The sequence below is a fragment of the Mucilaginibacter straminoryzae genome (genome assembly GCF_022953055.1).
GTDB classification, from domain to species: Bacteria; Bacteroidota; Bacteroidia; order Sphingobacteriales; family Sphingobacteriaceae; genus Mucilaginibacter; species Mucilaginibacter straminoryzae.
Map to the genome: position 1 here is coordinate 76,655 of NZ_JALJEJ010000001.1, position 21,150 is coordinate 97,804.

26 protein-coding genes are annotated in these 21,150 nt (G+C 44.6%); 7 read left to right on the top strand and 19 right to left on the bottom strand.

What is annotated here, in order from left to right; genetic code table 11:
• The first annotated feature begins 97 nt into the window (after positions 1 to 97).
• The 4 genes from acpS (at position 98) to MUY27_RS20730 (ending at position 2,196) form a co-directional block, all read left to right on the top strand.
• A complete protein-coding gene (acpS, locus tag MUY27_RS00370) occupies positions 98 to 463 on the top strand; it encodes a holo-ACP synthase (protein ID WP_245127975.1) in 366 nt (121 codons plus the stop codon).
• Positions 464 to 1,735: a flexirubin biosynthesis putative acyl-CoA ligase FlxY gene (gene flxY / locus MUY27_RS00375; protein ID WP_245127976.1), complete on the top strand. Its 1,272-nt coding sequence runs from the start codon at positions 464 to 466 to the stop codon at positions 1,733 to 1,735.
• Between the two features lie 99 nt (positions 1,736 to 1,834).
• On the top strand, positions 1,835 to 2,059 hold the full coding sequence (locus MUY27_RS20725; protein ID WP_245127977.1) for a DinB/UmuC family translesion DNA polymerase: 225 nt from the start codon (positions 1,835 to 1,837) through the stop codon (positions 2,057 to 2,059).
• On the top strand, positions 2,038 to 2,196 hold the full coding sequence (locus MUY27_RS20730) for a DinB/UmuC family translesion DNA polymerase (protein WP_245127978.1): 159 nt from the start codon (positions 2,038 to 2,040) through the stop codon (positions 2,194 to 2,196). The genes MUY27_RS20725 and MUY27_RS20730 overlap by 22 nt, the downstream gene beginning before the upstream one ends.
• 25 nt (positions 2,197 to 2,221) lie before the next feature.
• Here the strand turns inward: MUY27_RS20730 and MUY27_RS00390 are convergent, their stop codons facing one another.
• The 14 genes from MUY27_RS00390 to MUY27_RS00455 form a co-directional block, all read right to left on the bottom strand.
• Positions 2,222 to 3,109, bottom strand: coding sequence for a lysozyme inhibitor LprI family protein (locus MUY27_RS00390; RefSeq protein ID WP_245127979.1), 888 nt, complete (start codon positions 3,107 to 3,109; stop codon positions 2,222 to 2,224).
• A gap of 219 nt (positions 3,110 to 3,328) precedes the next feature.
• Positions 3,329 to 3,973 carry a chloramphenicol acetyltransferase gene (locus MUY27_RS00395; protein ID WP_245127980.1) on the bottom strand — a complete coding sequence of 215 codons (645 nt, stop codon included), beginning with the start codon at positions 3,971 to 3,973 and terminating at the stop codon, positions 3,329 to 3,331.
• A gap of 58 nt (positions 3,974 to 4,031) precedes the next feature.
• A complete protein-coding gene (locus MUY27_RS00400; RefSeq protein WP_245127981.1) occupies positions 4,032 to 5,003 on the bottom strand; it encodes a c-type cytochrome in 972 nt (323 codons plus the stop codon).
• A 466-nt stretch (positions 5,004 to 5,469) separates the two neighbouring features.
• Positions 5,470 to 6,750 carry a replication-associated recombination protein A gene (locus tag MUY27_RS00405; RefSeq protein ID WP_245127982.1) on the bottom strand — a complete coding sequence of 427 codons (1,281 nt, stop codon included), beginning with the start codon at positions 6,748 to 6,750 and terminating at the stop codon, positions 5,470 to 5,472.
• Between the two features lie 385 nt (positions 6,751 to 7,135).
• The gene (locus MUY27_RS00410) at positions 7,136 to 7,402 is read right to left on the bottom strand and encodes a phosphopantetheine-binding protein (protein WP_245127983.1); all 267 of its coding nucleotides are present in this window, start codon (positions 7,400 to 7,402) and stop codon (positions 7,136 to 7,138) included.
• Complete coding sequence (locus MUY27_RS00415) at positions 7,402 to 8,679, bottom strand: ABC transporter permease (protein ID WP_245127984.1); 1,278 nt, start codon at positions 8,677 to 8,679, stop codon at positions 7,402 to 7,404. The genes MUY27_RS00410 and MUY27_RS00415 overlap by 1 nt, the downstream gene beginning before the upstream one ends.
• A complete protein-coding gene (locus MUY27_RS00420) occupies positions 8,679 to 9,434 on the bottom strand; it encodes an ABC transporter ATP-binding protein (RefSeq protein WP_245127985.1) in 756 nt (251 codons plus the stop codon). Before MUY27_RS00420 ends, MUY27_RS00415 begins: the two co-directional genes overlap by 1 nt.
• Positions 9,425 to 10,438 (bottom strand): BtrH-related acyltransferase DarH, encoded by a 1,014-nt coding sequence (gene darH / locus MUY27_RS00425; RefSeq protein WP_245127986.1) that lies wholly within the window; start codon positions 10,436 to 10,438, stop codon positions 9,425 to 9,427. The genes MUY27_RS00420 and darH overlap by 10 nt, the downstream gene beginning before the upstream one ends.
• Positions 10,428 to 10,835 carry a flexirubin biosynthesis protein DarG gene (gene DarG, locus MUY27_RS00430; RefSeq protein WP_245127987.1) on the bottom strand — a complete coding sequence of 136 codons (408 nt, stop codon included), beginning with the start codon at positions 10,833 to 10,835 and terminating at the stop codon, positions 10,428 to 10,430. The genes darH and DarG overlap by 11 nt, the downstream gene beginning before the upstream one ends.
• Before the next feature lie 14 nt (positions 10,836 to 10,849).
• Positions 10,850 to 11,998: a dialkylresorcinol biosynthesis protein DarB gene (gene darB / locus MUY27_RS00435; RefSeq protein ID WP_245127988.1), complete on the bottom strand. Its 1,149-nt coding sequence runs from the start codon at positions 11,996 to 11,998 to the stop codon at positions 10,850 to 10,852.
• Positions 11,988 to 12,902, bottom strand: coding sequence for an aminopeptidase (locus MUY27_RS00440; protein ID WP_245127989.1), 915 nt, complete (start codon positions 12,900 to 12,902; stop codon positions 11,988 to 11,990). The genes darB and MUY27_RS00440 overlap by 11 nt, the downstream gene beginning before the upstream one ends.
• Positions 12,903 to 12,914: 12 nt before the next feature.
• A complete protein-coding gene (locus MUY27_RS00445; protein ID WP_245127990.1) occupies positions 12,915 to 13,394 on the bottom strand; it encodes a hypothetical protein in 480 nt (159 codons plus the stop codon).
• 354 nt (positions 13,395 to 13,748) lie between these two features.
• Positions 13,749 to 14,246, bottom strand: coding sequence for an anti-sigma factor family protein (locus MUY27_RS00450; protein WP_245127991.1), 498 nt, complete (start codon positions 14,244 to 14,246; stop codon positions 13,749 to 13,751).
• A complete protein-coding gene (locus tag MUY27_RS00455) occupies positions 14,243 to 14,824 on the bottom strand; it encodes an RNA polymerase sigma factor (protein ID WP_245127992.1) in 582 nt (193 codons plus the stop codon). Before MUY27_RS00455 ends, MUY27_RS00450 begins: the two co-directional genes overlap by 4 nt.
• 184 nt (positions 14,825 to 15,008) lie before the next feature.
• Here MUY27_RS00455 and gcvT point away from each other — a divergent pair, with 184 nt between their 5' ends.
• Positions 15,009 to 16,091 carry a glycine cleavage system aminomethyltransferase GcvT gene (gcvT, locus tag MUY27_RS00460; protein WP_245127993.1) on the top strand — a complete coding sequence of 361 codons (1,083 nt, stop codon included), beginning with the start codon at positions 15,009 to 15,011 and terminating at the stop codon, positions 16,089 to 16,091.
• A gap of 46 nt (positions 16,092 to 16,137) precedes the next feature.
• Here gcvT and MUY27_RS00465 read toward each other — a convergent pair whose 3' ends face one another.
• From MUY27_RS00465 to MUY27_RS00480, 4 genes are all read right to left on the bottom strand, one after another.
• Positions 16,138 to 16,554, bottom strand: a complete 417-nt coding sequence (locus MUY27_RS00465) for an HIT family protein (protein ID WP_245127994.1) — start codon at positions 16,552 to 16,554, stop codon at positions 16,138 to 16,140.
• Positions 16,555 to 16,642: 88 nt separating this feature from the next.
• Complete coding sequence (gene greA / locus MUY27_RS00470) at positions 16,643 to 17,116, bottom strand: transcription elongation factor GreA (protein WP_245127995.1); 474 nt, start codon at positions 17,114 to 17,116, stop codon at positions 16,643 to 16,645.
• Positions 17,117 to 17,312: 196 nt separating this feature from the next.
• Positions 17,313 to 18,248: a 2-hydroxyacid dehydrogenase gene (locus MUY27_RS00475; RefSeq protein WP_262918257.1), complete on the bottom strand. Its 936-nt coding sequence runs from the start codon at positions 18,246 to 18,248 to the stop codon at positions 17,313 to 17,315.
• A 279-nt stretch (positions 18,249 to 18,527) separates the two neighbouring features.
• Positions 18,528 to 18,767 (bottom strand): hypothetical protein, encoded by a 240-nt coding sequence (locus MUY27_RS00480; RefSeq protein WP_245127996.1) that lies wholly within the window; start codon positions 18,765 to 18,767, stop codon positions 18,528 to 18,530.
• A gap of 111 nt (positions 18,768 to 18,878) precedes the next feature.
• Between MUY27_RS00480 and MUY27_RS00485 the strand changes: the two genes are divergently transcribed.
• Positions 18,879 to 19,127, top strand: coding sequence for a hypothetical protein (locus tag MUY27_RS00485; protein WP_245127997.1), 249 nt, complete (start codon positions 18,879 to 18,881; stop codon positions 19,125 to 19,127).
• Between the two features lie 4 nt (positions 19,128 to 19,131).
• Here the strand turns inward: MUY27_RS00485 and rsmA are convergent, their stop codons facing one another.
• Entirely contained in the window at positions 19,132 to 19,911 is a 780-nt protein-coding gene (gene rsmA, locus MUY27_RS00490; protein WP_245127998.1) for a 16S rRNA (adenine(1518)-N(6)/adenine(1519)-N(6))-dimethyltransferase RsmA, read from the bottom strand.
• 154 nt (positions 19,912 to 20,065) lie between these two features.
• Between rsmA and pdxA the strand changes: the two genes are divergently transcribed.
• Positions 20,066 to 21,121 (top strand): 4-hydroxythreonine-4-phosphate dehydrogenase PdxA, encoded by a 1,056-nt coding sequence (pdxA, locus tag MUY27_RS00495; RefSeq protein WP_245127999.1) that lies wholly within the window; start codon positions 20,066 to 20,068, stop codon positions 21,119 to 21,121.
• Positions 21,122 to 21,150 lie beyond the last annotated feature (29 nt).

Below are 21,150 nucleotides of genomic sequence, written 5' to 3' on the forward strand. Positions count from 1 at the left end.
ATATACGGTACAAAAGGTAAGTAATTGCACCTCATTTAACCTGGAATGACAATAAATGATTAAGATGCCTTTTTACTACTTTTGAATTTTACAGTTGATGATAGCAGGATTAGGAACTGATTTAACCGAAACAACACGTATTGCCGACGCTATGGCCCGGCAGAGCGGTTTTCGTGAAATGGTTTTTTCGGCAAACGAAATTGCTTACTGCGAGGCGAAAGCAAATAAATATGAACATTATGCCGCCAGGTTTGCGGCAAAAGAGGCTTTCTTTAAAGCGTTGGGAACCGGTTGGGCAGAGGGCTCCTCATTCAACGAGGTGGAGGTGGTGAATAACCCTTTGGGTAAGCCGGAGCTGGTGCTGAAGGGCAACACGGCAGTTGTAGTCGGGGAAGTGAAAACATGGCTATCCATCAGTCATATTAAAACAATTGCTTCGGCGGTGGTTATAATAGAAAAGTAAATGATCCGGACGGAAAACAATACCATACAGGAAGAGAAATTACAGGCGCTGTTAACCTATGTGGCCGAAAAATCGCCCTACTATCGGACGCTTTTTGCAGCACACGGAATTGACATAAAGCAGATCAGCTCACTGGCAGATCTGCAACTGCTGCCTGTTACCACCAAAGATGACCTTCAACAGAACAACCTCGACTTTCTATGTGTACCAGCTGAGCAGGTGATCGAATATACGTCCACTTCGGGTACTTTAGGAGACCCTGTAATTATCGGCCTGACGAATAATGACCTCGATCGCCTGGCACTGAACGAGTATAATTCTTTTATCAGCGCAGGCATCACACCGGATGACACTGTACAGTTGATGCTGACGCTTGATCGCCAATTTATGGCCGGGATGGCTTACTATTTAGGGTTGCGAAAATTAGGTGCAGGCATTGTACGGCTTGGTCCGGGCGTACCCTCGCTGCAACTGGAAACCATTAAAAGATTGAAGCCTACGGCTATAGTCGCAGTGCCGTCTTTCATTTTAAAGCTAATTAAGTATGCGAAGGATAACGGAATTGACATCAACAACACATCTGTTAAGAAGGCGATCTGCATTGGCGAAAATATTCGTAATACCGATTTTTCGCTGAACATCCTGGGTCGTAAAATAAAAGACCAGTGGGATATCGAATTATACTCTACCTATGCCTCAACAGAGATGCAAACGGCCTTTACCGAATGTGGTGAAGGGCATGGAGGGCATTACCAGCCCGATCTTTTAATTGCCGAAATACTAAACGACGATAACCAGCCATTAGGCGCTTACCAACCCGGCGAGCTGACCATTACCACCCTCGGGGTGGAAGGGATGCCATTGGTGCGTTACAAAACGGGCGATATCGCCATGTATGTAGAGGAACCCTGTACCTGCGGAAAAAGCAGCTGGAGACTATCGCCGATCATGGGCCGCAAAAAGCAAATGATCAAGTTTAAAGGCACTACGCTTTACCCGCCGGGTTTGTTCGACCTGCTGAACGAGCGGGAAGAGATACTGGATTATGTGGTAGAGGTGTATTCGAACGAAGTGGGTTTGGACGAAGTGCTGATCTACATTCTACCTGCCGAGGTCAGCGAAGAGTGCGATCACCGCATCCGGGCGTACCTACAGGCACGGTTGCGGGTAAGCCCGCATATTAAATACGTTACTGTGGAAGAAATACAGAAAATGCAATTCCCGGAAACCGTACGAAAGGCGGTGAAGTTTATCGACAGAAGGGATAAATAGGGTAGTATCAATGTTGCATTGAAGGTGTTATGATCAACGCCAGATTGATATCGTGCGAGGAGACCCCTGCTCACTAACCTTTCAGGCGATGTTGTTCAGGTGCCGCTCGAAACCAAATTTGTTGGTGCGGAAGATACTTTTGCTTACGATCTGACGACGACGGAAGAAATGTTCCGTCAGTTGGATAAGATTGCCTCTAACGTTGCTTCCCGTTTGGAACGTTACCAACTGAAAGGCCGTACCATCACCTTAAAAGTAAAGTACGGCGATTTCCGGCAGATCACCCGGAGCCAGTCTTTACCTTGCCCATCGGCGATGAAATAACCATTGCAGAAACGGCCAAACAACTGTTAACCGCAACAAACCTTACGGATGTACGTATCCGACTGCTGGGCATCACGCTATCCAATTTTAACATAGCGGATAAAGACGAGGGGACAGACCAGTTGAGGTTGTTTTAAAATTCACTTACAATACTATCTTAAATCATAAAGCTAAAAGGCGAGAGAACTCAGTTTTTAACAATCTTAACTTTTCTTGTGTTAAAGAACTCATTTTTGTATTATATTCTAAAGAATAAACGCTTCCACCTTTTGCATAATAAGCTGCGCATTCTGCTGCAAGCTGTCGATATTTTTTCCAGTAAACAATGCTTTTATCAAATAGCTTAATATTTATAAAACCAGCGTTATTTGTTGTTTTTATTTCATTTATAAGATTATCTAACTCATTGTCCAATGCCATAAAATTTTCCAAAGAATAAATATTCATCTCGCCTTGTGTTTGCGGCAAATTGGGGTAAAGAATGTTTGTAAAATAATCACTCGCATAATTTATAAAGACCTTGCAGTCAATAATATTTGTTAAAAGTACTTCAGAATCAAAATTTATGTTGTTATTAAATTCATGACAAAATATATGTCTTAATTCAAATACTTTTTCAATGCTGCTAATTATTGTATTGATATTCTTTGTGAAATAGTTCTTTTCAGTATCGTCAATGAATAGTGACTTGCTTCTGTACGATTTAAGAGATTTTAAAAAACTCTTTCCTGTAATGATCGACATATTCCTGTCAATATCTTTTAGGTTATTAAATGGCAATAAATGGCTTATCAAATCTCCTAATGTTATAAACTGAGACTGTATAGCATGAAGAGTATCGAAATCTATTTTGATATTTAACTGGTCAAGTTTGATTATATTATCAGAATAAGGGCTTCCGAAGTCGATAAAGTCTTTTACAATCGTTCTAAAAAAGGTTTCGTAACAGGATACAGTAGCGATTGCTAAATATTTAATAAGATGTCTATCCGCGGTAGTTTGTTCAGACTTTAGACTTCTATAAGAGTCTATTAAATCTTCTAGTCGCATTGTAAATTGAATACCTAATCCAAAATCTTCTCTAGACTTTATTCACTGTATTTCTGATATTAAATTTCTTTTCTTCTTCTCCATATATATCTAATATACGGTAACACTACGCTAACATTAAACTTATATTTTTCCGCAATTAATATTAGTTAAAGTAAGAAAAGACAGCCCCCCTCGCCAAAATCTAATGTTCTTCTAAATCCCTATTTAAATAAACTCTCAAACGATGTTGTTCAGCTGCCCCTCGTCCAGCAATCGCTGAAAAGCTTCGGCGTATAAACCCACATGTAAGCCATCGCACAAGGCATGGTTAACATGAATCGCCATTGGCATACTGCGTTTGCCATAGTTTTCGGTCATCTTTCCAAAGGTGATCCTCGGGCAGCTGTCTTCAGGACGGAAACTGGTTGCATGTGTTAGCGAGGTGAAGTTTAACCAGGGAAGGGTTGAAATCAGGATCAGATCATTACGGGGGCGAAGTTCCAATCCGCTGCCTTCCTGCACGCGCTTCGCCTCGGCAGTGGCCCGCTGCATAAATTCTTCCAAACCCGGGTAATATTCTATAAAGCTAAAGCCGAAGGTCCCGTCAGCACGTCCAATGGTGGCGCTTGCGGCCACCTGGTCATAAACAGAAACGCCGCCATCTTCTATCCTGTAGCGGAAAGATTCCACTTCCTGAGCGGCCTTTAGTGCAACGTAAATGGTATACAGGTAGAAAGAGAAGCCGTTGGCTTTTACAAAGCGGTAAGCATTAGTGCAATCTACATTAATTACCACGCTATGAAAGGGCTCTGTAAACTGCTTAAAAAAATGAAAATGTTCTTTACGTGCCCAGTTATCGATATCCAGTTGCTTCTTGCTCATGCTGCAAAGATGGTAATTCCGCATGAACAGTAAAGGGTAGTTTTGCTGCCCCCTTGTGTTAAATTTTTTCGAACTTATTTACCGTGTTGCTGATGGGTTTCAGGGATTTCAGGTAAGTATAAATTGCTTCCAGATCACCTTGTTTCATTCCCGAATACATCATCCACGGCATGGGCGTGTTCAGATCTTTAGTGGTAAGTTTAGCAGGTTGATAGTTCTTATCTGCATAGGCCTTAAACCTGTTTACAAACATTGCTTTGCTCCAGGTACCAATACCGGTAGCCCTATCAGACGTAATATTTGGCGAGCGGACCGTACCGCCAGGTTCTTTAAATTCCATACCGCCGCCAAATTGGCTGCCCGCAACCACGCTGCCGTGTTCCATTTTGCTATGGCAGTCTACACAAGCGGCTGCGTTCACCAGGTATTCGCCATACTTTAGCGTATCTGTTTCCGCGGGGCGGTTGGTAAACTTAGCGGGGTGCGGCATGGTATTCAGGATAAAATTAACCGGAAAATCTGCTTTTGAAGCAGGCACATCGTGCTTTACTTCGGGCAATGTGCGCAGGTAGGCAATAATGCTGTATACATCCTCTTTATCCATCTGGCCGGCATGTTCCCAGGTCATGACAGGGAAAAGCGCTTTACCATCTTTATTAACGCCGGTAGTAATGGCACGAAGAATTTCGCCGTCTGTCCAGGTTTTTAAACGATAAGGGGTAATATTGGGTGCGAAGAATTTCCCGGGGAAGCCCTGCTGCTGGTCAAAACGTTCGCCGCCGCCGCCGAAGTTGGTTGCAGACATCGGCCCTGCATACTGCGACCAATCGCGGGTGCTGTGGCAGTCCATACAAACATTTACGTGGTTCGCCAGGTATTCTCCGCGCTGGATGCGTGCTGCTGTGCGTTCTATTTTAATATTCGGTGCGCGGCCTGTGTTGGGTAAGGCTACCTTAATATAAGTGCCTGCCCCAAGAACAATAACCACTAACACTAATAGGATGATCCCGGTGATTTTGAGTGCTTTCATGAAATTGTGATATAAAAAGTTTAGAATAAAATCTTTAGTACCATGAGACGAAAAAAAACATCTCATCGTTACAAAAAATTTCAAAAACGTTGAACCTGTTAAAGCACCGTTTCAGAAGAGATCCAATAAATTAAAAAAGCCCTCCCTGATAAAGATTTATGGCGGCTACATTCACGCCATACTCCTCCGAAGGAGTCCTTTGGACAGGCCTGCACGTTTTGACAATTAGCCCCGGCGCTCTTTTATTGTAGTGATACAGCTAAAGCAACAAACAGAACGTTAGCGTCCTAATTTGTCGCATCCAGCGCAGGCGGCAACCACAGGCTTTGCAATGGCAGAAAAAGCTAATAGACTGCGGTGCCGCGACGAGTTTTTTCTTGGTTCTTCTTTTTTGACGGCCAAAAAAGAAGAACATCAACAAATCTTAATATTTCCGATATCGTAAATCCGGATCGCGAAATGAAAATCAATACTTATATCTATCGCCCCAAAGTTTCTTAAGACGTTCGCGCGCTTCATTCTCGCGGGCATTCTGGCCCGGGTCGTAGAGTTTAGTGCCCTTTACGGCATCTGGTAAAAAATCCTGCTCAACGAAATTGTTCTGATAGCTGTGCGCATACTTGTATTCTTTACCATAACCAATGTTCTTCATCAGTTTGGTAGGCGCATTGCGCAGGTGCAGCGGCACGGGCAGATCGCCGGTGCGCCGCACCAGGTCCATCGCCTCGCCGATAGCCATGTAACTGGCATTACTTTTTGCAGACGTAGCCAGGTAGACTGCCGTTTGCGAAAGGATAATGCGCGCCTCTGGCATGCCGATTACATTCACGGCTTCGAAGCAGCTTTGCGCCAGCAACAAGGCGTTGGGGTTGGAATTGCCGATATCTTCCGAAGCGAGGATGAGCATTCGCCGGGCGATGAATGAAGGATCTTCGCCACCTACGAGCATCCGCGCCAGCCAATATACGGCACCGTTAGGATCGCTGCCGCGCATGGACTTGATAAAGGCCGAAATAATATCGTAATGCTGTTCGCCGGCCTTATCATACAGGGCCATGTTCTGCTGTACATTTTCCAGCACCTTGGCGTTACTGATCACGATTTCTGGTGCGTCCAGTGCATTGATGATCAGTTCGAAAATATTCAGCAGTTTACGGGCGTCGCCGCCGGAAAGCCGCAGCAGAGCTTCATATTCATCTATCCGGATATGCTTGGTTTTTAATACCTCGTCTTCAGCGATGGCTTTACGCAGCAGGTTGGTCAGGTCTTCCTCGTTCAGCGGCTGTAGAATGTATACCTGGCAGCGTGAAAGCAAAGCCGAAATGACTTCGAACGAGGGGTTTTCTGTAGTAGCGCCGATCAGCGTAACAATACCGCGTTCAACAGCGCCGAGCAGTGAATCCTGCTGTGATTTTGAAAAGCGGTGAATCTCGTCAATAAACAGTACAGGTAAGGTTTCGCCTTGTTCTTTCAACAGGGATGCCTTCTCGATCACCTCCCGCACATCTTTAACACCCGAATTAATGGCGCTTAATGAAAAAAAAGGCCGGTAGAGGGTTTGCGAAATAATATAGGCCAGCGTGGTTTTACCTACTCCCGGCGGCCCCCAGAAAATCATTGAAGGAAGATTGCCCGATTCAATTGCTTTACGTAATACCGCACCCTCACCAATCAGGTGTTTCTGACCAGAATAGTCGTTAAGCGATCGCGGCCGCATACGTTCTGCCAACGGAGGTAGATTATTCATAACCGTAAATTTCGCGAAAGATAATGAAACACCACAGCCTGTTAGCTATAAATTTTAGCAAGAGCAGAATTATAGAGGTAGGGTGTTAGAAGCGAGACTTCTCTACACTAAGTGCAAAGAGCATCTTATTCGCTTTTAATTAGAAGAAGTGGCTTCCCTAAAGCGGTCGGGATAGGTCTTTGGGCTTAGCATGACAAGGTCTTTATCCTACTTTTTGTTTCTGCTTCTCTCCACCCTGTCATTCCGATCCGTCGACCGACGTAGAGGAATCTTCTTCGCTTTCATTCGGAAGAAGAACATTATTTTTATATGAGATGCCGAACCATTGTTCGGCATGACCCAACAATAAAATGTCTTAGCGTTTGTTACAACCTACAAAGCCGCGTTACTTCGCAGATTGTTGCTGCTCGATATAGTCAGCCATAGAGTTTACATCGGTCAGTACTTTACGGCCATCTTTAGGGTCTTTAATGGTAATCCCGTATTCCTTTTTTAGCAGTACGATCAGTTCCAGCGAATCAATCGAATCTAATCCCAGCCCGTCGCCGAATAAAGGCTCATCATCGGCAATATCTGCCGGGGTCAGATCAGTCAGGTTTAAAAACTTAATAATCTGTTCTTTCAGCTGTTGTTTCAGCGCTTCCTTTTCCATTATATCAGTTTCTTTCTTTTAAGTCCAACAAACGCTATGCTCAGCAGCACCACGGTTACTACCAGCAAAGGTAAAAGATTAGGCAGAACATCGGCTAAGGTTCCGTCTTCCAAAAACAACTTGTAATACGCTTCGAGGCACCAATGCAGGGGGGATATCCCGGCAATGGCCTGAAAAAATTCGGGCATGGCAAAACTGGGTACCATTAAACCGCCAATGGCGGAAAGGATAACGATTGATACCGCCCCTATCCCGTTGGCCTGTTCCTGCGTATTAGCAAATATACCGATGCAGATGGCGTAGCTTACGGCGCATAGGCCGCAAAACAGGGTGACGATCACCAGGGCAAGCAAATCTGCCGGAAGGTGTAATTTAGGCAGGTGCAGCGCCGGGAAGAGCAGCAAGCCGATGGCAAATATCACGATAGTTTGCACCATGGTTACCCCTAGGTAGGTGATCATTTTTGAAGCCAGGCCGACGGTAAAATCGGTAGGCAGGGTTTTTAAACGGATAAAACTACCGCTCACTTTCTCGCGCACCAGGCTGCCACCTAAAGAGATCACGACGAAAAACATGGCGAAGATAGTCCAACCGGGAACGTTGTGTTCGGATGCGTTAGGTACTTTGCGGCTACCACTTACAGATACAGGCTGCTGACTGATATTAGTCTGCCCGTTCAATAGTTCTTTCTCCAGGTTTTCGGGCAGCGGCTTTTCGTTGATCTCGAAATACAGGCGACGCAACGTTTCGCGGCTTTGTACAATTTGCAAAGCACTTTTTAAGGCGCTGTTTACCGATACGCGGTATTGTTCCTGCAATACCGGTTGATAGTACAGCGTTAACGGCAGGCCATCTAATTTTGTCTTGGTGGTATCGCCCTGAAGCCCGAAGCTATTCAATGCCTTCCCGCTGATGTTCTTAGCCCGTGCGCTTACCTTTGCGGTAAAATCAGCCGGGACAATAACGGTTAACAATTCGTTCCGGGTCTTCATCAGGTTTTTTAGCTGCGCATCGCTTTGCTTATTGCTCACCTGCTGTAATTTGAACATCCCTATCCGGTTGAGCGATTCCACAAACTGCCCGCTCAGTTTACCCGTGTCGCGGTTGCAGATCAGCATGGCCAGGCGGCTTTTGTCCATCAATTCGAAGGTGCTGTTCTGGATACCGGTAACAATAATTACCAGCAGGATAGGCATCACAAACATCAGCAGCAAACCAACTTTATCGCGGAGCAGGATGCGGGTATCTTTCTTTATGGTCGCCCAGAGTTTATACATCAGTCGCGGAAATTTTTACCGGTTAAGTTCAAGAAAAGCCCTTCTAAAGATTCTTGCTGGTGATCGTTCATCAGGCTTTGCAGATCGCCGCGGGCAATAATGGTCCCCTGGTCAAACAAGGCAATGTCATTACACAGATCTTCCGCCTCGCTGAGCTGGTGCGACGTGTACACCAGTGTAGTGCCTTCAGCATTTAATTGCAGCAGGTAGTTGATGATCGCGTGGCGAGTTTGCACGTCTACCCCAACAGTAGGTTCATCCAGAAACAAAACCTTAGGTTGATGAATGACACCGATAGCCAGGTTCACGCGGCGTTTCATCCCGCCGGAAAACTGCTGCACCTGCTTGTTACGTACATCCGCCAGGCCGAGGATCTGTAATAATTCATCTGTACGTTGTCGGGTTTGTATTTTACTAAGGCCAGACCATGCGCCAAAAAACTCGAGGTTTTCCGCAGGGGTAAGTTCCTGGTAGAAAGAGAAATCCTGCGGAACAAAGCCAAACAGCTTATTTACCTGCTTACCTTTTCCGGGAATAGACTGCCCCAATAAGCTTACGTCGCCGCTTTGCGCAGTAAGCAAGCCGGTCATTAAACTCATCAATGTCGTTTTACCGGCCCCGTTCGGCCCGAAAAGCCCGAATCTTTCCCCCTTAGGTATTTTCAAATTCAACCCATTGAAATTCACGCCCGAATTTTCCTGGTACCGGAAATTCAGGTTGTTGACTTCAACCGCGTATTGATCTGCTACGCCCATTTTATTTTTTCGAGTTGTTGAAACGCTTTTTTCTCTATCTCTGAAACTTCTATCAGATAGTCGCCCATCTGGTCAAAGTCCGCCTGGCTACCCAGCCGTCCTTTGTAAATACCTGCGGCCTGTACAGCTGCGGTGCGCCAAAGGTCGCCCGCTTTGGTAAACTCTTCAGATACCTCCTGCAGTTCATCAACCGGCCACCATTGCTGCGCTTCTTCTAAAAAAGCAGCGTACATGTACCGGAAACCGCCTCCGCCTGTACCAATCTCTTCCTGCATGCGTACCAATTGCGCCAGGTAAGAACCTGCTTTCTGTACGCCGAGGTTGTCCCGCCATTTTTTGATGCGTCCGCCTGTGTATTTGATACCTCTTACACCTGCAAACCACCCTGGGATGCGCAGCATTTGCGAGGTATTAAATCTAATGCCTTTTTTTATCGCCGTCTTTATCGTCTCGTTATCTACAGATACGTTATCCACAGGATAATAGATCTGTCCCTTTGGCGCTAATGCGCCTTTCGCAAAACGGACGCGCTCCAATTCGTAGCTGGTCAGAAAAGTTGGCGTTTCCATAATCGGGTCGCTGATCAGATAATTGTCTTCTTCCTTGCCAAATACAATCAGGTTGTGAGCATTGAAATGAAAACGGTATTCGCGCGGGAAGTAAGATAGGTAATAAACGCCCACCTGGCAACCCACGGGTTTACCCTCGTTCAGGGCCTGCTGAAGATAGGCTTCCGCCTCCTGCCTTGAGCTGAACTTTTTACGGATTAGGGGAATATGCAGGGCTTTGCAGGTACGTTTAAAGATCAACCCCGGCATGGTACGAAACGCAATTGCCGGCCCGTTATTTATTTTGATTAACGGGATATATGCGTAGAACAGCCCCGAGCCAATACCGAAAGCCAAAGGCTCGGTAATCTGGTCAAGGCCCGCATGTTGCAATAGGCTTGATGTAACTCCCGATTCGCAATGTGCCGACTGGCGGTGTTGGAAATCAACTTTCATTCACGTTCAGGGTTTTGAGGTCGTTAACGCTTACGTTGAACGCCTCGGCATATTTCTGTAATTTTTTGTCTGATAATTGGGCAAAAACGTCGGGCTTCAGATGCCTTTTGATCTGCCATTGCCAAAAGCCGGTATAATCTGCCAGGATGGAAAGATCCATCAGCCGGTATTCCATAAAAAACAGCAAGGGGCTGGCCTCATTGTTCAGGACTTTCTGCCTTGCTGCATTCACACGTTCCTCAATATCTTTCCAGGCTACGTCTAAGGCTTTGGTCTTTACCTCCCAGCCAGTGCTCAGCTCGGTTACATATTTACCAGAGTTGTCCTTAGCGTACACTACTTCGCGGGTAACTTTACCCAGCGAGCCCATATCCTGCGGAACATCCTCTTTCTTCATATCAGCCAGATGAATTATACAACGGTTAACATGGCATACATGTACGAAAAGCGCGAGCTTTCGGGTACCAGCAACAACAGCTTCTCGCCTTTTTTCAACCGACCACTGTTAAACAATTCGTTAATCATTAAATAGATGGAAGCAGCACCAACGTTACCAACCGTATAAAGGTTGATAAACCATTTTTCGTAAGGGATACCCCCGCCATAGATCTGGATCAGATCATAGATCTTTCCCTTGAAGAAATCGCTGGAAATGTGCGGCAGGAAGTAGTCGATATCGTCAGCGGTTAAACCTTTACGCTCGAATATCTCTTTAATTTTGGCACCGCCTAAAGGCACAATGTTATCGCTCAGTAAGCCGATGTCCTGCTTTACACTGAAGATAGATTTGTTCATCACCTCTTCTGGCGTGAAATCCATAAAGCCTTTCAACGTTCCGTCTGCTTGCTTTTCGGCTCCCATATACATACAGGTTTCCATCTCGCTGGCATAAGAAACACCTTCGATCCACTCTACCCGCAAACTTAAACCATCCGGATTTGGCTGGTTGCTCATCAGGAAAGCCGAGGCGCCGTCTGACAGCATCCACCGCAGGAATTCTTTCTGAAAAGCGATATAAGGATTTTCGTTCAGGTCTTTCAGCTTCTGAACTTCGTCTTCAAAAACATCTGATACCAGCAAACCCGAGAACCTTTCTGAACCGGTAGCCACCGCCCGTTCTGCATCACCCGCTTTGATAGACAGGTAAGCATATTTTAAGGCATGCATCCCGGCGCAGCAAACACCGGCAGGCGAAACTACTTCTACAGCGCCCATTTCCGGCAGCCAGCCGTGCGTCATGACACCGTGGCTCGGCATCATCTGGTCTGGTGATGATGTTCCGCACGAAAGCAGGTTTACTTTTTTTATATCTTCAGGATGGTCTTTGAATAGTTCTTTTACGGCAAGGGCGGTCATCTGCGCATTGGTATGGGTAGACTTGCCCTCTTTATTCAGCGCATAATAACGGTTGGTGATGCCGTTGTTACGCAGTACGATCTTCTTTGATTTTGACGGCTTTCCGTCGATATAGCCCAGGTAAGATTCCATCTCGTCATTAGCGACGGGCTCATTCGGAAAATACGCGGACGTAGCATTTATATATACTTGATTAGCTATCATAGGATCTGTTTAATAATAAAAAATGCAATGTTTTGTTTTTGATCCTTTTTGAAGAAAAAGGACGGACAAAAATTGTGTCTAAGGTAAGCAGAATTGGCGCACCGATAAACAGTGCAATGAAAAGATAGTACTTGAAGGCCTCGGTCCACGGTAGCTGATTTTTGCGTTTAGAAATCACTTTTGCCCATGCCATGAAGATATATTTTGCCTTACCTTCAATCACCATCAGAGGGTATTTAATCCGCACAGCGCCCTGACCCACCAGCTGGTTCTGCAACCCATCCCAATTACCGCTTGCCAAATATCTGGCTACACTTTTACCATATTCAGCCGTGATGGCGATATCCTGGTCTGAAACGCCCGGTTTTGGGAAAATGTTTAAGTAGCGTTCTTTCTTTCCGCTCAGCATCCAGTAAAAAATGGTAACAAAGCTTATCGGGTTCGAATGCCTGTCGACCAGCGCTACGTTACCGACATGATTAGCGCCTGCATCTGCCAGTAGCTTTTTTATTTTATCAAAGGCGTTAAGCCACATATTACGGCCCGCGCTGATGGTAACTACAGGCGTATCTTTAATAACTGCTTTAAATTTATCATCCTGAAGCAGGGAACTGATGGGGATGCTTGGCGAAAGGAACCAGGGTTGATAGGCAAGAATAACCAGATCATATTGCTGCTCGTTAAGAATATATGGTTGCAAAGGCCTTGGTCTTCCCAACACGCAATCCGGCATTACACTAAAAAAGCGTTTACCCGTCCAGGGGAAATCAAAACTGGTTTCCGGGTATATACGAACCTTTTCAACCACCACATCACTACCGGCAATGGTCGAAGTGAACGACTCTATGATATCGCCCATCTGCCCCGACTGGGTAAAGTATATGGCCAGAACTTTCTTACTCATTAACCCGCAAAGTTAAAAATCTTCCGGACGTAGTATTTTCGAAGATTTGCTGTAATCTATTACAGCCTGCTGGGTGGCAAGGGGAAGGCTTTTAAAATGTGCTTTAAGATAGTCGCGGTCTGCATTCAGGTTATCGCGGTATTTTATAATCTTGGGGGCATGTTCCTGTATGGCTAACCGCAGAAAGTGAAACTCTGCGTTAGAACTGTCTGCATTAAAGGCGGTCTGAAATTTAATTCTTCCTGATTTAAAGTATTGTAGTTTTTCTTTAGGCTTTTTAACCAAACCAGCTTTCACCATTAATAAAAAACCTTCAAAAGCATCACGGTCTTTAGCCGGGGCTGCCTGCACATCGGTTAACAGTTCATTCACCTTGTTCAGGTCATGGGCGTTCATGGCCTGGTAAAATTCTGCACGGCTAAACTTCTGGGCAAATACTTCAAAGCCCGTAGCTATAAGGATGAAGAAAAGTATGGTTTTGATATTTTTCATGGTTATGCTAAAGGTAGTCATCAGGTTTGATAATCCCGGTTTGTTTTTTTAGGGTAGTTTGTTAGAGGATGAAATACGTTGATGGTTTAAAAAGGCTTAAAAAATAAAAAGCCGCCCAGACTTGCTCCGGGCGACTTTCAACCTAAACCTTATCACAATTAAACCGGCAAGTTTGCCAGTTCGCATAGATTATTACAAACACTGTACCAAAATCAAATGTTCCTTAAGTATGTCTTAATTTTGCCAAAACAAGGTTTTAAGGCCTTCAGGAGCATATTTATGAATTTTCACCAAGTTTTATATGTGGATGATTGTACACAATTCATAACAAAAATGTATAATTTAATACACACTTCACGCCTGTTTAACCAGCTTGCGTTTGTGTAAATAAGCGTCAAAAAGGAACAAACCCAGCACCACATCGAAAAACAGAAAGCCTTTCCAAACAGGAGATGACGTAATGGCCTGAATGTTTGGCAGTTTCACTGACGGAAGTTCATAAGCACCATGGTCGCCAGCAGACCAGTTGATACTCAGCATGGCATAGGCAATAACCGCGATGATGACCAGTGAAAGAAAACCAACAATGCCACGTATTATATTTTTATTAATGCTGGCTTTTAATGGCATGGCGGCTTCTTCTGCACGTATAGCTTCCATCACGTTATAGGTAAAGGCCATCGGTGGCTCGTCCAGTTGTATATCGCCCAGTTCTGCGTTTAAGGCCAGCAGTTCTTCGTACTTACGCCTGTAAATCCCGTCCGTTTCGATGAGCCTGGCGATGGCTTGCTGCTCTTCCGCGCTGCAGAGGCCATCAATATAATTCCAGAGTTTTTCTTCTGTGGTGCTCATATCAGTTCTTTTGCTTCATGTTTTAACAAACGCTCAAGCTTTTCTTTCAAGCGTTGCCTCGCCCGAAAAAGTTTTACCTTTACGGTATTGGCTTCCATACCTAAAGTTACGGCTATTTCCTCTAACGATTGTTCGCCTTTGTAAAATAAGGTAATAATCGCTGCATCATCCGGTAAAAGCTGCTCTATGGCTTTATTCAAATAATAAGACCTCGACCGGTTTTCTGCATAGTTCTGGTCGAAACCGCCCTGCTGATTTTCCAGTTGAATGTATACATTTTCATCATCTATAGAATCTGTATCCATCCGCCGTTTTCTAAGGAAAGTCATGGCCGTGGTGTAAACAATGCTGTACAGCCAGGTACTGAACTTTGATTGCTGCTGAAAGTTTGCCAGGTTACGGTACGCTTTAATAAAAGTATCCTGCGCAATTTCTTCGGCATCCTCGCGGTTCTTTGCAAAACGCATGGCCAGCGTAAATACAAAACGCTGATGACGCTTAATCAGCTCTGCGTAGGCAGATTGATTTCCGGCAACACTTTGCGCTATAAGTTCGGTATCGGTTAGCTTGCTTTGCATTGTTAACAGTTACTCTGACGCCGTGTTGGCCCGGCAGGTTACAGCGGTGCAACGGTTTTTTTAAAGATAATATTTAAAAAGCTGTCTGTTAGCAAATAAAAAACAAGGTACTACCGGATTTATCAAAGACTGCGACCTACCGTATCGCACAAAATAATCTTACATTTGCGCAAGAATTGATTACATGAAAAATACCGCTTTAACGCACGTACACGAAAGTTTAGGCGCCAAAATGGTGCCCTTTGCAGGTTATAACATGCCGGTTCAGTATGCCGGTATTAATGTAGAACATGATACCGTACGCAAAGGCGTAGGCGTATTTGACGTAAGCCACATGGGTGAATTCATCCTGAAGGGCGACCACGCGCTGGAATTGATCCAGAAGGTAACCAGTAATGATGCTTCAAAGCTGTATGATGGTAAAGTGCAATACTCTTGCCTGCCTAACGATAACGGTGGTATTGTAGACGACCTACTGGTATACCGTATAGACGAAAAAACCTATATGCTGGTGGTTAACGCTTCTAACATAGAGAAAGACTGGAACTGGATCTCTGCCCGGAATACCTTCGGCGTGGATATGAAGAATATTTCAGACCGCACTTCTCTATTAGCCGTGCAGGGGCCAAAAGCTGCAGAAGCGTTACAAACACTAACAGACATTAACCTGGGGCAGATGGAATATTATAGCTTCCAGAAAGGAAAGTTTGCAGGTATCGATAATGTACTGGTATCGGCGACAGGTTATACCGGTGCAGGCGGTTTCGAGATTTATTTTGATAATGAACATGCCGACCAAATCTGGAATGCCATATTTAAAGCGGGCGAGCCATTCGGTATTAAGCCCATCGGCCTGGGTGCACGCGATACCTTACGTTTAGAGATGGGCTTCTGCTTATACGGTAATGATATTGATGATAACACTTCGCCACTGGAAGCTGGCTTAGGCTGGATCACCAAGTTTACCAAGGAGTTTACCAATTCAGCAGCGTTGCAAGCGCAGAAACAAACTGGTGTGAAACAAAAATTGGTAGGTTTTGAGATGGTAGAACGTGGCATTCCACGCCATGATTATGAAATTGTAAATGCCGAAGGGCAGGTGATCGGCAGGGTAACGTCTGGTACGCAATCACCGTCTTTGCAAAAGGCAATTGGTATGGGCTACGTAGATAATGCTTTTGCTAAAGAAGGATCAGAGATCTTCATCAAGATCCGCGACAATAAGATTAAAGCCCAGGTAGTAAAAATGCCTTTCTATAAGTCGTAAAAAAACTTAGGGAAAGGCATTCCTGATATTTTAGTTAAAGCTGCTCTTAAGCCTCGTTTTCAAAATCGCGGTGAAGGGCAGCTTTAATTTTTGCTGCTGTTGCTTCCATTTGCTCTGGCGTGAACTGTAGCTTCGGCCGGGCGAAGTTCATATCATCCACACGGTTAACCGGTATCAAGTGGATATGCGCATGCGGTACTTCTAACCCGATCACCGCCACACCAACTTTTATACACGGTACAGCTTGTTTAATGGCATGTGCTACAATCTTGGCAAATAGCTGCAGGCCGGTGTACAATTCGTCGTCAAGGTCGAAAAGGTTATCTACCTCTTGCTTAGGGATCACCAGCACATGGCCTTCTGCCAGCGGGCTAATGTCCAGAAACGCCAGAAAGTCTATACTTTCTGCAACCTTATAAGCCGGTATTTCGCCCGAGATAATTTTAGAAAAAATAGTAGGCATGATGTGTATTTGGTTATTGAGTTATTGAGACTATTGAGTTAGTAAGGGAGCTTGAAGCTAATAACCTAATAACTCAATACACGATTAACTAACGCGATATTTCAAGGATTTCGAATTCCATTTTGCCGGCCGGTACTGCAATTTCAGCGGTTTCACCCACTTTTTTACCAAGCAAGCCTTTAGCAATCGGCGACGATACCGATATCTTGCCAGATTTAAGGTCTGCTTCACTTTCAGAAACCAACTGATAGCTCATGGTAGCCCCGTTTTTCACATTGCGGATCTTCACTTTTGAAAGCGCCAATACTTTAGAACTATCTATTTTAGATTCGTCTAGCAGACGTGCATTAGCAAGCAGCTCTTCCATCTTGGCAATTTTGGTCTCATGGTGGCCTTGTGCCTCTTTAGCGGCATCATATTCTGCGTTTTCAGAAAGGTCGCCTTTATCGCGTGCTTCGGCAATAGCCCGTGCAATTTGCGCCCGGCCTTCTGTTTTCAACTGCTGTAATTCTTCTTTCAGTTTTTCTAAACCTTCTTTAGTGTAATAAGCAACCTCTGCCATAACTCACTTTATTAAAATAATGTTTTTGTAAATGTCTGTTAATAAAACTGCCCTTGCCATAATCAATTGGAAAGGGCTTTAAAAACAAACAAGACTATAACGGCGAACCGGCATAGTCTTGTTTGGTGTAGAACGAAGATAAGAGAATTAAATAGACACTTCCAAATTTTAAGCCGCTTATTTGCGCAACTTCATCTTATGATAACTTTAGATTTTGGAGTTTCGCTGCCAGAACCTCGCTGATTTTCCGGTACGATTCAAAGGTCCATCCGGCCACGTGCGGGGTAAGGATCACCCTGTCTGATGCAGCCAGTTCCGGGTACCAATCCTGCTCACCCAGCGCCGGAAACTTTTCTACCTCAAGCACATCCAGTCCGGCGCCTAATATTTTACCGCTCTTTAGTCCGTTTAATACGGCACGGGTTTGCACGATAGGTCCGCGGGCGGTATTTAACAGAAAGATCGGTTTACGGAAATGGAACAGATATTCGTCATTCACCAGGGCACGGGTTTCTTTAGTAAGCGGGATATGCAGGCTAAGAATGTCGCTTTGCTTTACAATTTCTTCCATGCTTACTTCGCGGGCGTACTGGTCGCTAAAGCCGGTTTTATACTTATCGTAAGCAATAACATTTACCCCGAAGCCGGATAGTTTTTTTGCGAAGCTGCTACCCATAAACCCATAGCCGATAATCCCTACTGTTTTCCCTTTCAGTTCGTAACCGCGGTTTGCCTCGCGGCGCCATTGTCCGTTACGTACTTCCCGATCTGCGCGGATAAAATTATTAATCAGCGCCAGTAGCAGCCCGATAGCATGTTCACCCACGGCATCCATATTCCCTTCCGGGGCGTTGATCAACCGGATGCCCTTTTGCAGCGCGTAAGCTTCGTCAATGTTATCCATACCGGCGCCGGCGCGGGCAATAAATTTCAGGTTAGTAGCCTGATCGAGAATTTCTTTTGTAACGTTGAATTTAGAACGGATAGCTAATCCCGCATATTCAGGTAAAATGCTCAGCGCTTCAGCAGTGGTAATGGTAGGTTGATAATTACAGGTAAAACCTAATGCTTCTGCCCCTTCCATAAAAGCCGGGTGAAGATCATCAACAATAAGGATGTTTTTGTTATTCAATGTTAAAATTTGCTTTTTTTATGATCCATTCTGTTATCCCAGAAATAGAGTAAGATTATTTCTAAATCCCTTATCTGATAAAATAAAGAGTTTTGTTTGCCGATAACGGCTTTACGAATATTTGAATGAGATGAAGACGTAAATGCTTCGGGATGATCCGCGATTACCTTTAAAAACGTTTCGGCTTTATCATTAAAGACATCTATCTCTTTGTCAGACCAATTATCTTTTAAATAAATCAGAATCGCTTCATACGTCTTTTTTGCTTTAAGAGATCATTTAATGCTGAGAGCCATACTTTGATTTGAACTCTTTCATTACCTCCTCGTGAGAAAAATAACGCCCGTTTGCTACATCCCTAAGCCCCTCTTCTATACCGTCTTTTACATGCTGGGGTAGATAATGCCAAAAGTCACCCTCTTCCTGCTCCAGTACGTGCTTTACCTCATTTAAAATATCCGGATCTTCTACATCCAATATTTTCTTCACTAATGCGATCTTTTCAGCTTGCAAGTCCATAATCAAATATACGAAATATTCATCCAGCTGTTTCTCATCGAAACCTCATCAACAACAATGATGTTTTTGTTATTCAATGTAAACAGGTAACTTTGATATAAAGGCAAAAATATGGAAACGCTGGTAATAAAGGTAGATAATGAGCAAGATGCCGATGCGCTGATTGTTCAGTTAAGTAAACTGGGTTATTCTGACAACGTTATCCGGACGAAAGAAGCCTTAATTAGCGATCATATCAAACCAGGTGAACCTTTAGCAGACGAAACCCTAAATCAATTATTGGATGAGAGCGAAGAGGATACTGCGGAGTTTGATCTAAAAACTGTTGAGCAATTCCATACCTCAAGATTGAAAGCTTAAAGCCCTATCTGCTCTCACTAATCTTATTCGTTAGCTGCACAAAATCTGCTACGCTCAAGCGTTCTGCGCGTAGTTCCAGCAAAGGTTCATCACCCATTTTTTCTTTGTTCATTAATGCAGAAAGGGCATTCCGTAAGGTCTTGCGGCGCTGGTTGAAACCTGCCTTTACTACCTGCCAGAAAAGTTTTTCGTCGCAATCAAGGGTTGCTATACCGTTCCGGGTCAGGCGGATTACCCCGGACAATACCTTTGGCGGCGGGTTAAATGCACCTGCCTTTACTGTAAACAAATACTCTACCTGGTAATAGGCCTGCAAAAAAACACTCAGGATGCCGTATTCCTTGCTGCCTGGCTTGGCAGTACAACGTTCAGCCACTTCTTTCTGGAACATCCCCACTACCTCGGTTACCTTTTGCCGGTTATCCAGCACCTTGAATAAGATCTGCGAGGAAATATTGTAAGGAAAATTGCCGATGATAGCCATTTTATCCGGAAAAACTGTCGAGAAATCCATCTCCAGGAAGTCGGCGTTTAAAATACGAGGAGCCGCATCGGGATATTTTTTCAGCAGGAATTCGTAAGATTCGGTGTCGATGTCGATCAGCCAGGTTTCGTATTCGGTCTTCTGTAACAGAAAGTCAGAAAGAATACCCATGCCCGGCCCAACCTCCAGCACTTGTGTGTACCCAGAGGCTGCCCGGAGGCTGTTTACAATACGAGAGGCTATATTTTTATCAGTCAGAAAGTGCTGACCCAAGTGCTTTTTCGCTCTGACTAAAGACATATTCCGAACAGATTTGCTACAAAATAACTCATATTTGTGCTTTAGTCGGGAATTTTAAGCTTAAAATCTTTTATTTGCACCGCCTGAACATTAAATAATAGACAGTATTTAACGGTGTTGACCTGAAAGTATAATCACCGCAATTTTTTCAAATATGAGCGAGAAACTAAAAATAGGGATTAGTATTGGTGACGTTAATGGCATTGGCCTTGAGGTAATCATCAAGACATTGGCCGAAACCCGCATATTCGACTACTGTACACCTATTGTTTACGGGCATACTAAAGTAGCCTCGTTCCATCGCAGGCTGGCTAACGTTCACGATCTGAATTTTAATGTGATCAATGCCCCTGCACAAGCCCAGCACAAAAAAGCTAACATGATTAATTGCTGGGAAGAAGATGTGAAGATAGAGGTAGGCGCCATTACTGAAACCGGTGGTAAGTATGCCTTTCTTTCGCTCGAACGCGCAACAAATGATCTGCTAAGTGGCGAGATTGATGCATTAGTGACCGCTCCGATCAATAAAGAAAATATTCAGAACGAAAACTTTCATTTCCCCGGCCATACCGAATACCTGCAACAGCGTGATAATGCCGCCGAATCATTAATGTTCCTGGTGAGCGATACCCTTAAAGTAGGTGTCGTAACGGGGCATATCCCGGTTAGCCAGGTGGCGCAAAGTATTTCTACAGAGAAAATCCTGAACAAGCTGCGTTTGATGAATAAATCCCTGCAGCAGGACTTTTGGGTACGTAAACCAAAAATTGCGGTATTGGGGCTTAACCCTCACGCGGGTGACAACGGCCTGATCGGTAACGAAGAGCAAACCATTATTACACCTGCTATAGAAGAAGCCCGCGCTAACGATATATTGGCATTTGGGCCGTATTCGGCTGATGGTTTTTTTGCCAACGGATTGTATACCCAGTTTGATGCTGTACTGGCCATGTACCACGACCAGGGTTTGATTCCGTTTAAGCAGATTGCTTTTGAATGGGGCGTAAATTACACCGCAGGTTTAAGCTTTGTGCGCACTTCGCCAGATCATGGTACGGCGTATGATATTGCCGGTAAAAACCTGGCCTCGGCAACATCTTTCCGCGAGGCGCTTTTTAGTGCCATACATATTGTAAAGCACCGCCGCGAAAACGAAGAACTAACAGAAAACCCGTTGAAGTTTACCAAACTTAGCCGCGACCGCGACTAAACATCTCGGTCACATTTGGGTTACTATGG

Excerpts from the sequence above, each read along its gene's own strand:
- MUY27_RS00390 (WP_245127979.1), bottom strand. The coding sequence starts at position 3,109 with ATGCGACTAGAAGATTTAATAGACTCTTATAGAAGTCTAAAGTCTGAA.
- MUY27_RS00400 (WP_245127981.1), bottom strand. The coding sequence starts at position 5,003 with ATGAAAGCACTCAAAATCACCGGGATCATCCTATTAGTGTTAGTGGTT.
- darH (WP_245127986.1), bottom strand. The coding sequence starts at position 10,438 with ATGAAAGTTGATTTCCAACACCGCCAGTCGGCACATTGCGAATCGGGA.
- MUY27_RS00480 (WP_245127996.1), bottom strand. The coding sequence starts at position 18,767 with ATGGACTTGCAAGCTGAAAAGATCGCATTAGTGAAGAAAATATTGGAT.
- greA (WP_245127995.1), bottom strand. The coding sequence starts at position 17,116 with ATGGCAGAGGTTGCTTATTACACTAAAGAAGGTTTAGAAAAACTGAAA.
- MUY27_RS00455 (WP_245127992.1), bottom strand. The coding sequence starts at position 14,824 with ATGCAAAGCAAGCTAACCGATACCGAACTTATAGCGCAAAGTGTTGCC.
- MUY27_RS00440 (WP_245127989.1), bottom strand. The coding sequence starts at position 12,902 with ATGAGTAAGAAAGTTCTGGCCATATACTTTACCCAGTCGGGGCAGATG.
- MUY27_RS00395 (WP_245127980.1), bottom strand. The coding sequence starts at position 3,973 with ATGAGCAAGAAGCAACTGGATATCGATAACTGGGCACGTAAAGAACAT.
- MUY27_RS00445 (WP_245127990.1), bottom strand. The coding sequence starts at position 13,394 with ATGAAAAATATCAAAACCATACTTTTCTTCATCCTTATAGCTACGGGC.
- MUY27_RS00450 (WP_245127991.1), bottom strand. The coding sequence starts at position 14,246 with ATGAGCACCACAGAAGAAAAACTCTGGAATTATATTGATGGCCTCTGC.
- MUY27_RS00420 (WP_245127985.1), bottom strand. The coding sequence starts at position 9,434 with ATGGGCGTAGCAGATCAATACGCGGTTGAAGTCAACAACCTGAATTTC.
- MUY27_RS00465 (WP_245127994.1), bottom strand. The coding sequence starts at position 16,554 with ATGCCTACTATTTTTTCTAAAATTATCTCGGGCGAAATACCGGCTTAT.
- acpS (WP_245127975.1), top strand. The coding sequence starts at position 98 with ATGATAGCAGGATTAGGAACTGATTTAACCGAAACAACACGTATTGCC.
- pdxA (WP_245127999.1), top strand. The coding sequence starts at position 20,066 with ATGAGCGAGAAACTAAAAATAGGGATTAGTATTGGTGACGTTAATGGC.
- gcvT (WP_245127993.1), top strand. The coding sequence starts at position 15,009 with ATGAAAAATACCGCTTTAACGCACGTACACGAAAGTTTAGGCGCCAAA.
- MUY27_RS00485 (WP_245127997.1), top strand. The coding sequence starts at position 18,879 with ATGGAAACGCTGGTAATAAAGGTAGATAATGAGCAAGATGCCGATGCG.
- flxY (WP_245127976.1), top strand. The coding sequence starts at position 464 with ATGATCCGGACGGAAAACAATACCATACAGGAAGAGAAATTACAGGCG.
- MUY27_RS00415 (WP_245127984.1), bottom strand. The coding sequence starts at position 8,679 with ATGTATAAACTCTGGGCGACCATAAAGAAAGATACCCGCATCCTGCTC.
- MUY27_RS00405 (WP_245127982.1), bottom strand. The coding sequence starts at position 6,750 with ATGAATAATCTACCTCCGTTGGCAGAACGTATGCGGCCGCGATCGCTT.
- MUY27_RS00410 (WP_245127983.1), bottom strand. The coding sequence starts at position 7,402 with ATGGAAAAGGAAGCGCTGAAACAACAGCTGAAAGAACAGATTATTAAG.
- rsmA (WP_245127998.1), bottom strand. The coding sequence starts at position 19,911 with ATGTCTTTAGTCAGAGCGAAAAAGCACTTGGGTCAGCACTTTCTGACT.
- darB (WP_245127988.1), bottom strand. The coding sequence starts at position 11,998 with ATGATAGCTAATCAAGTATATATAAATGCTACGTCCGCGTATTTTCCG.
- DarG (WP_245127987.1), bottom strand. The coding sequence starts at position 10,835 with ATGAAGAAAGAGGATGTTCCGCAGGATATGGGCTCGCTGGGTAAAGTT.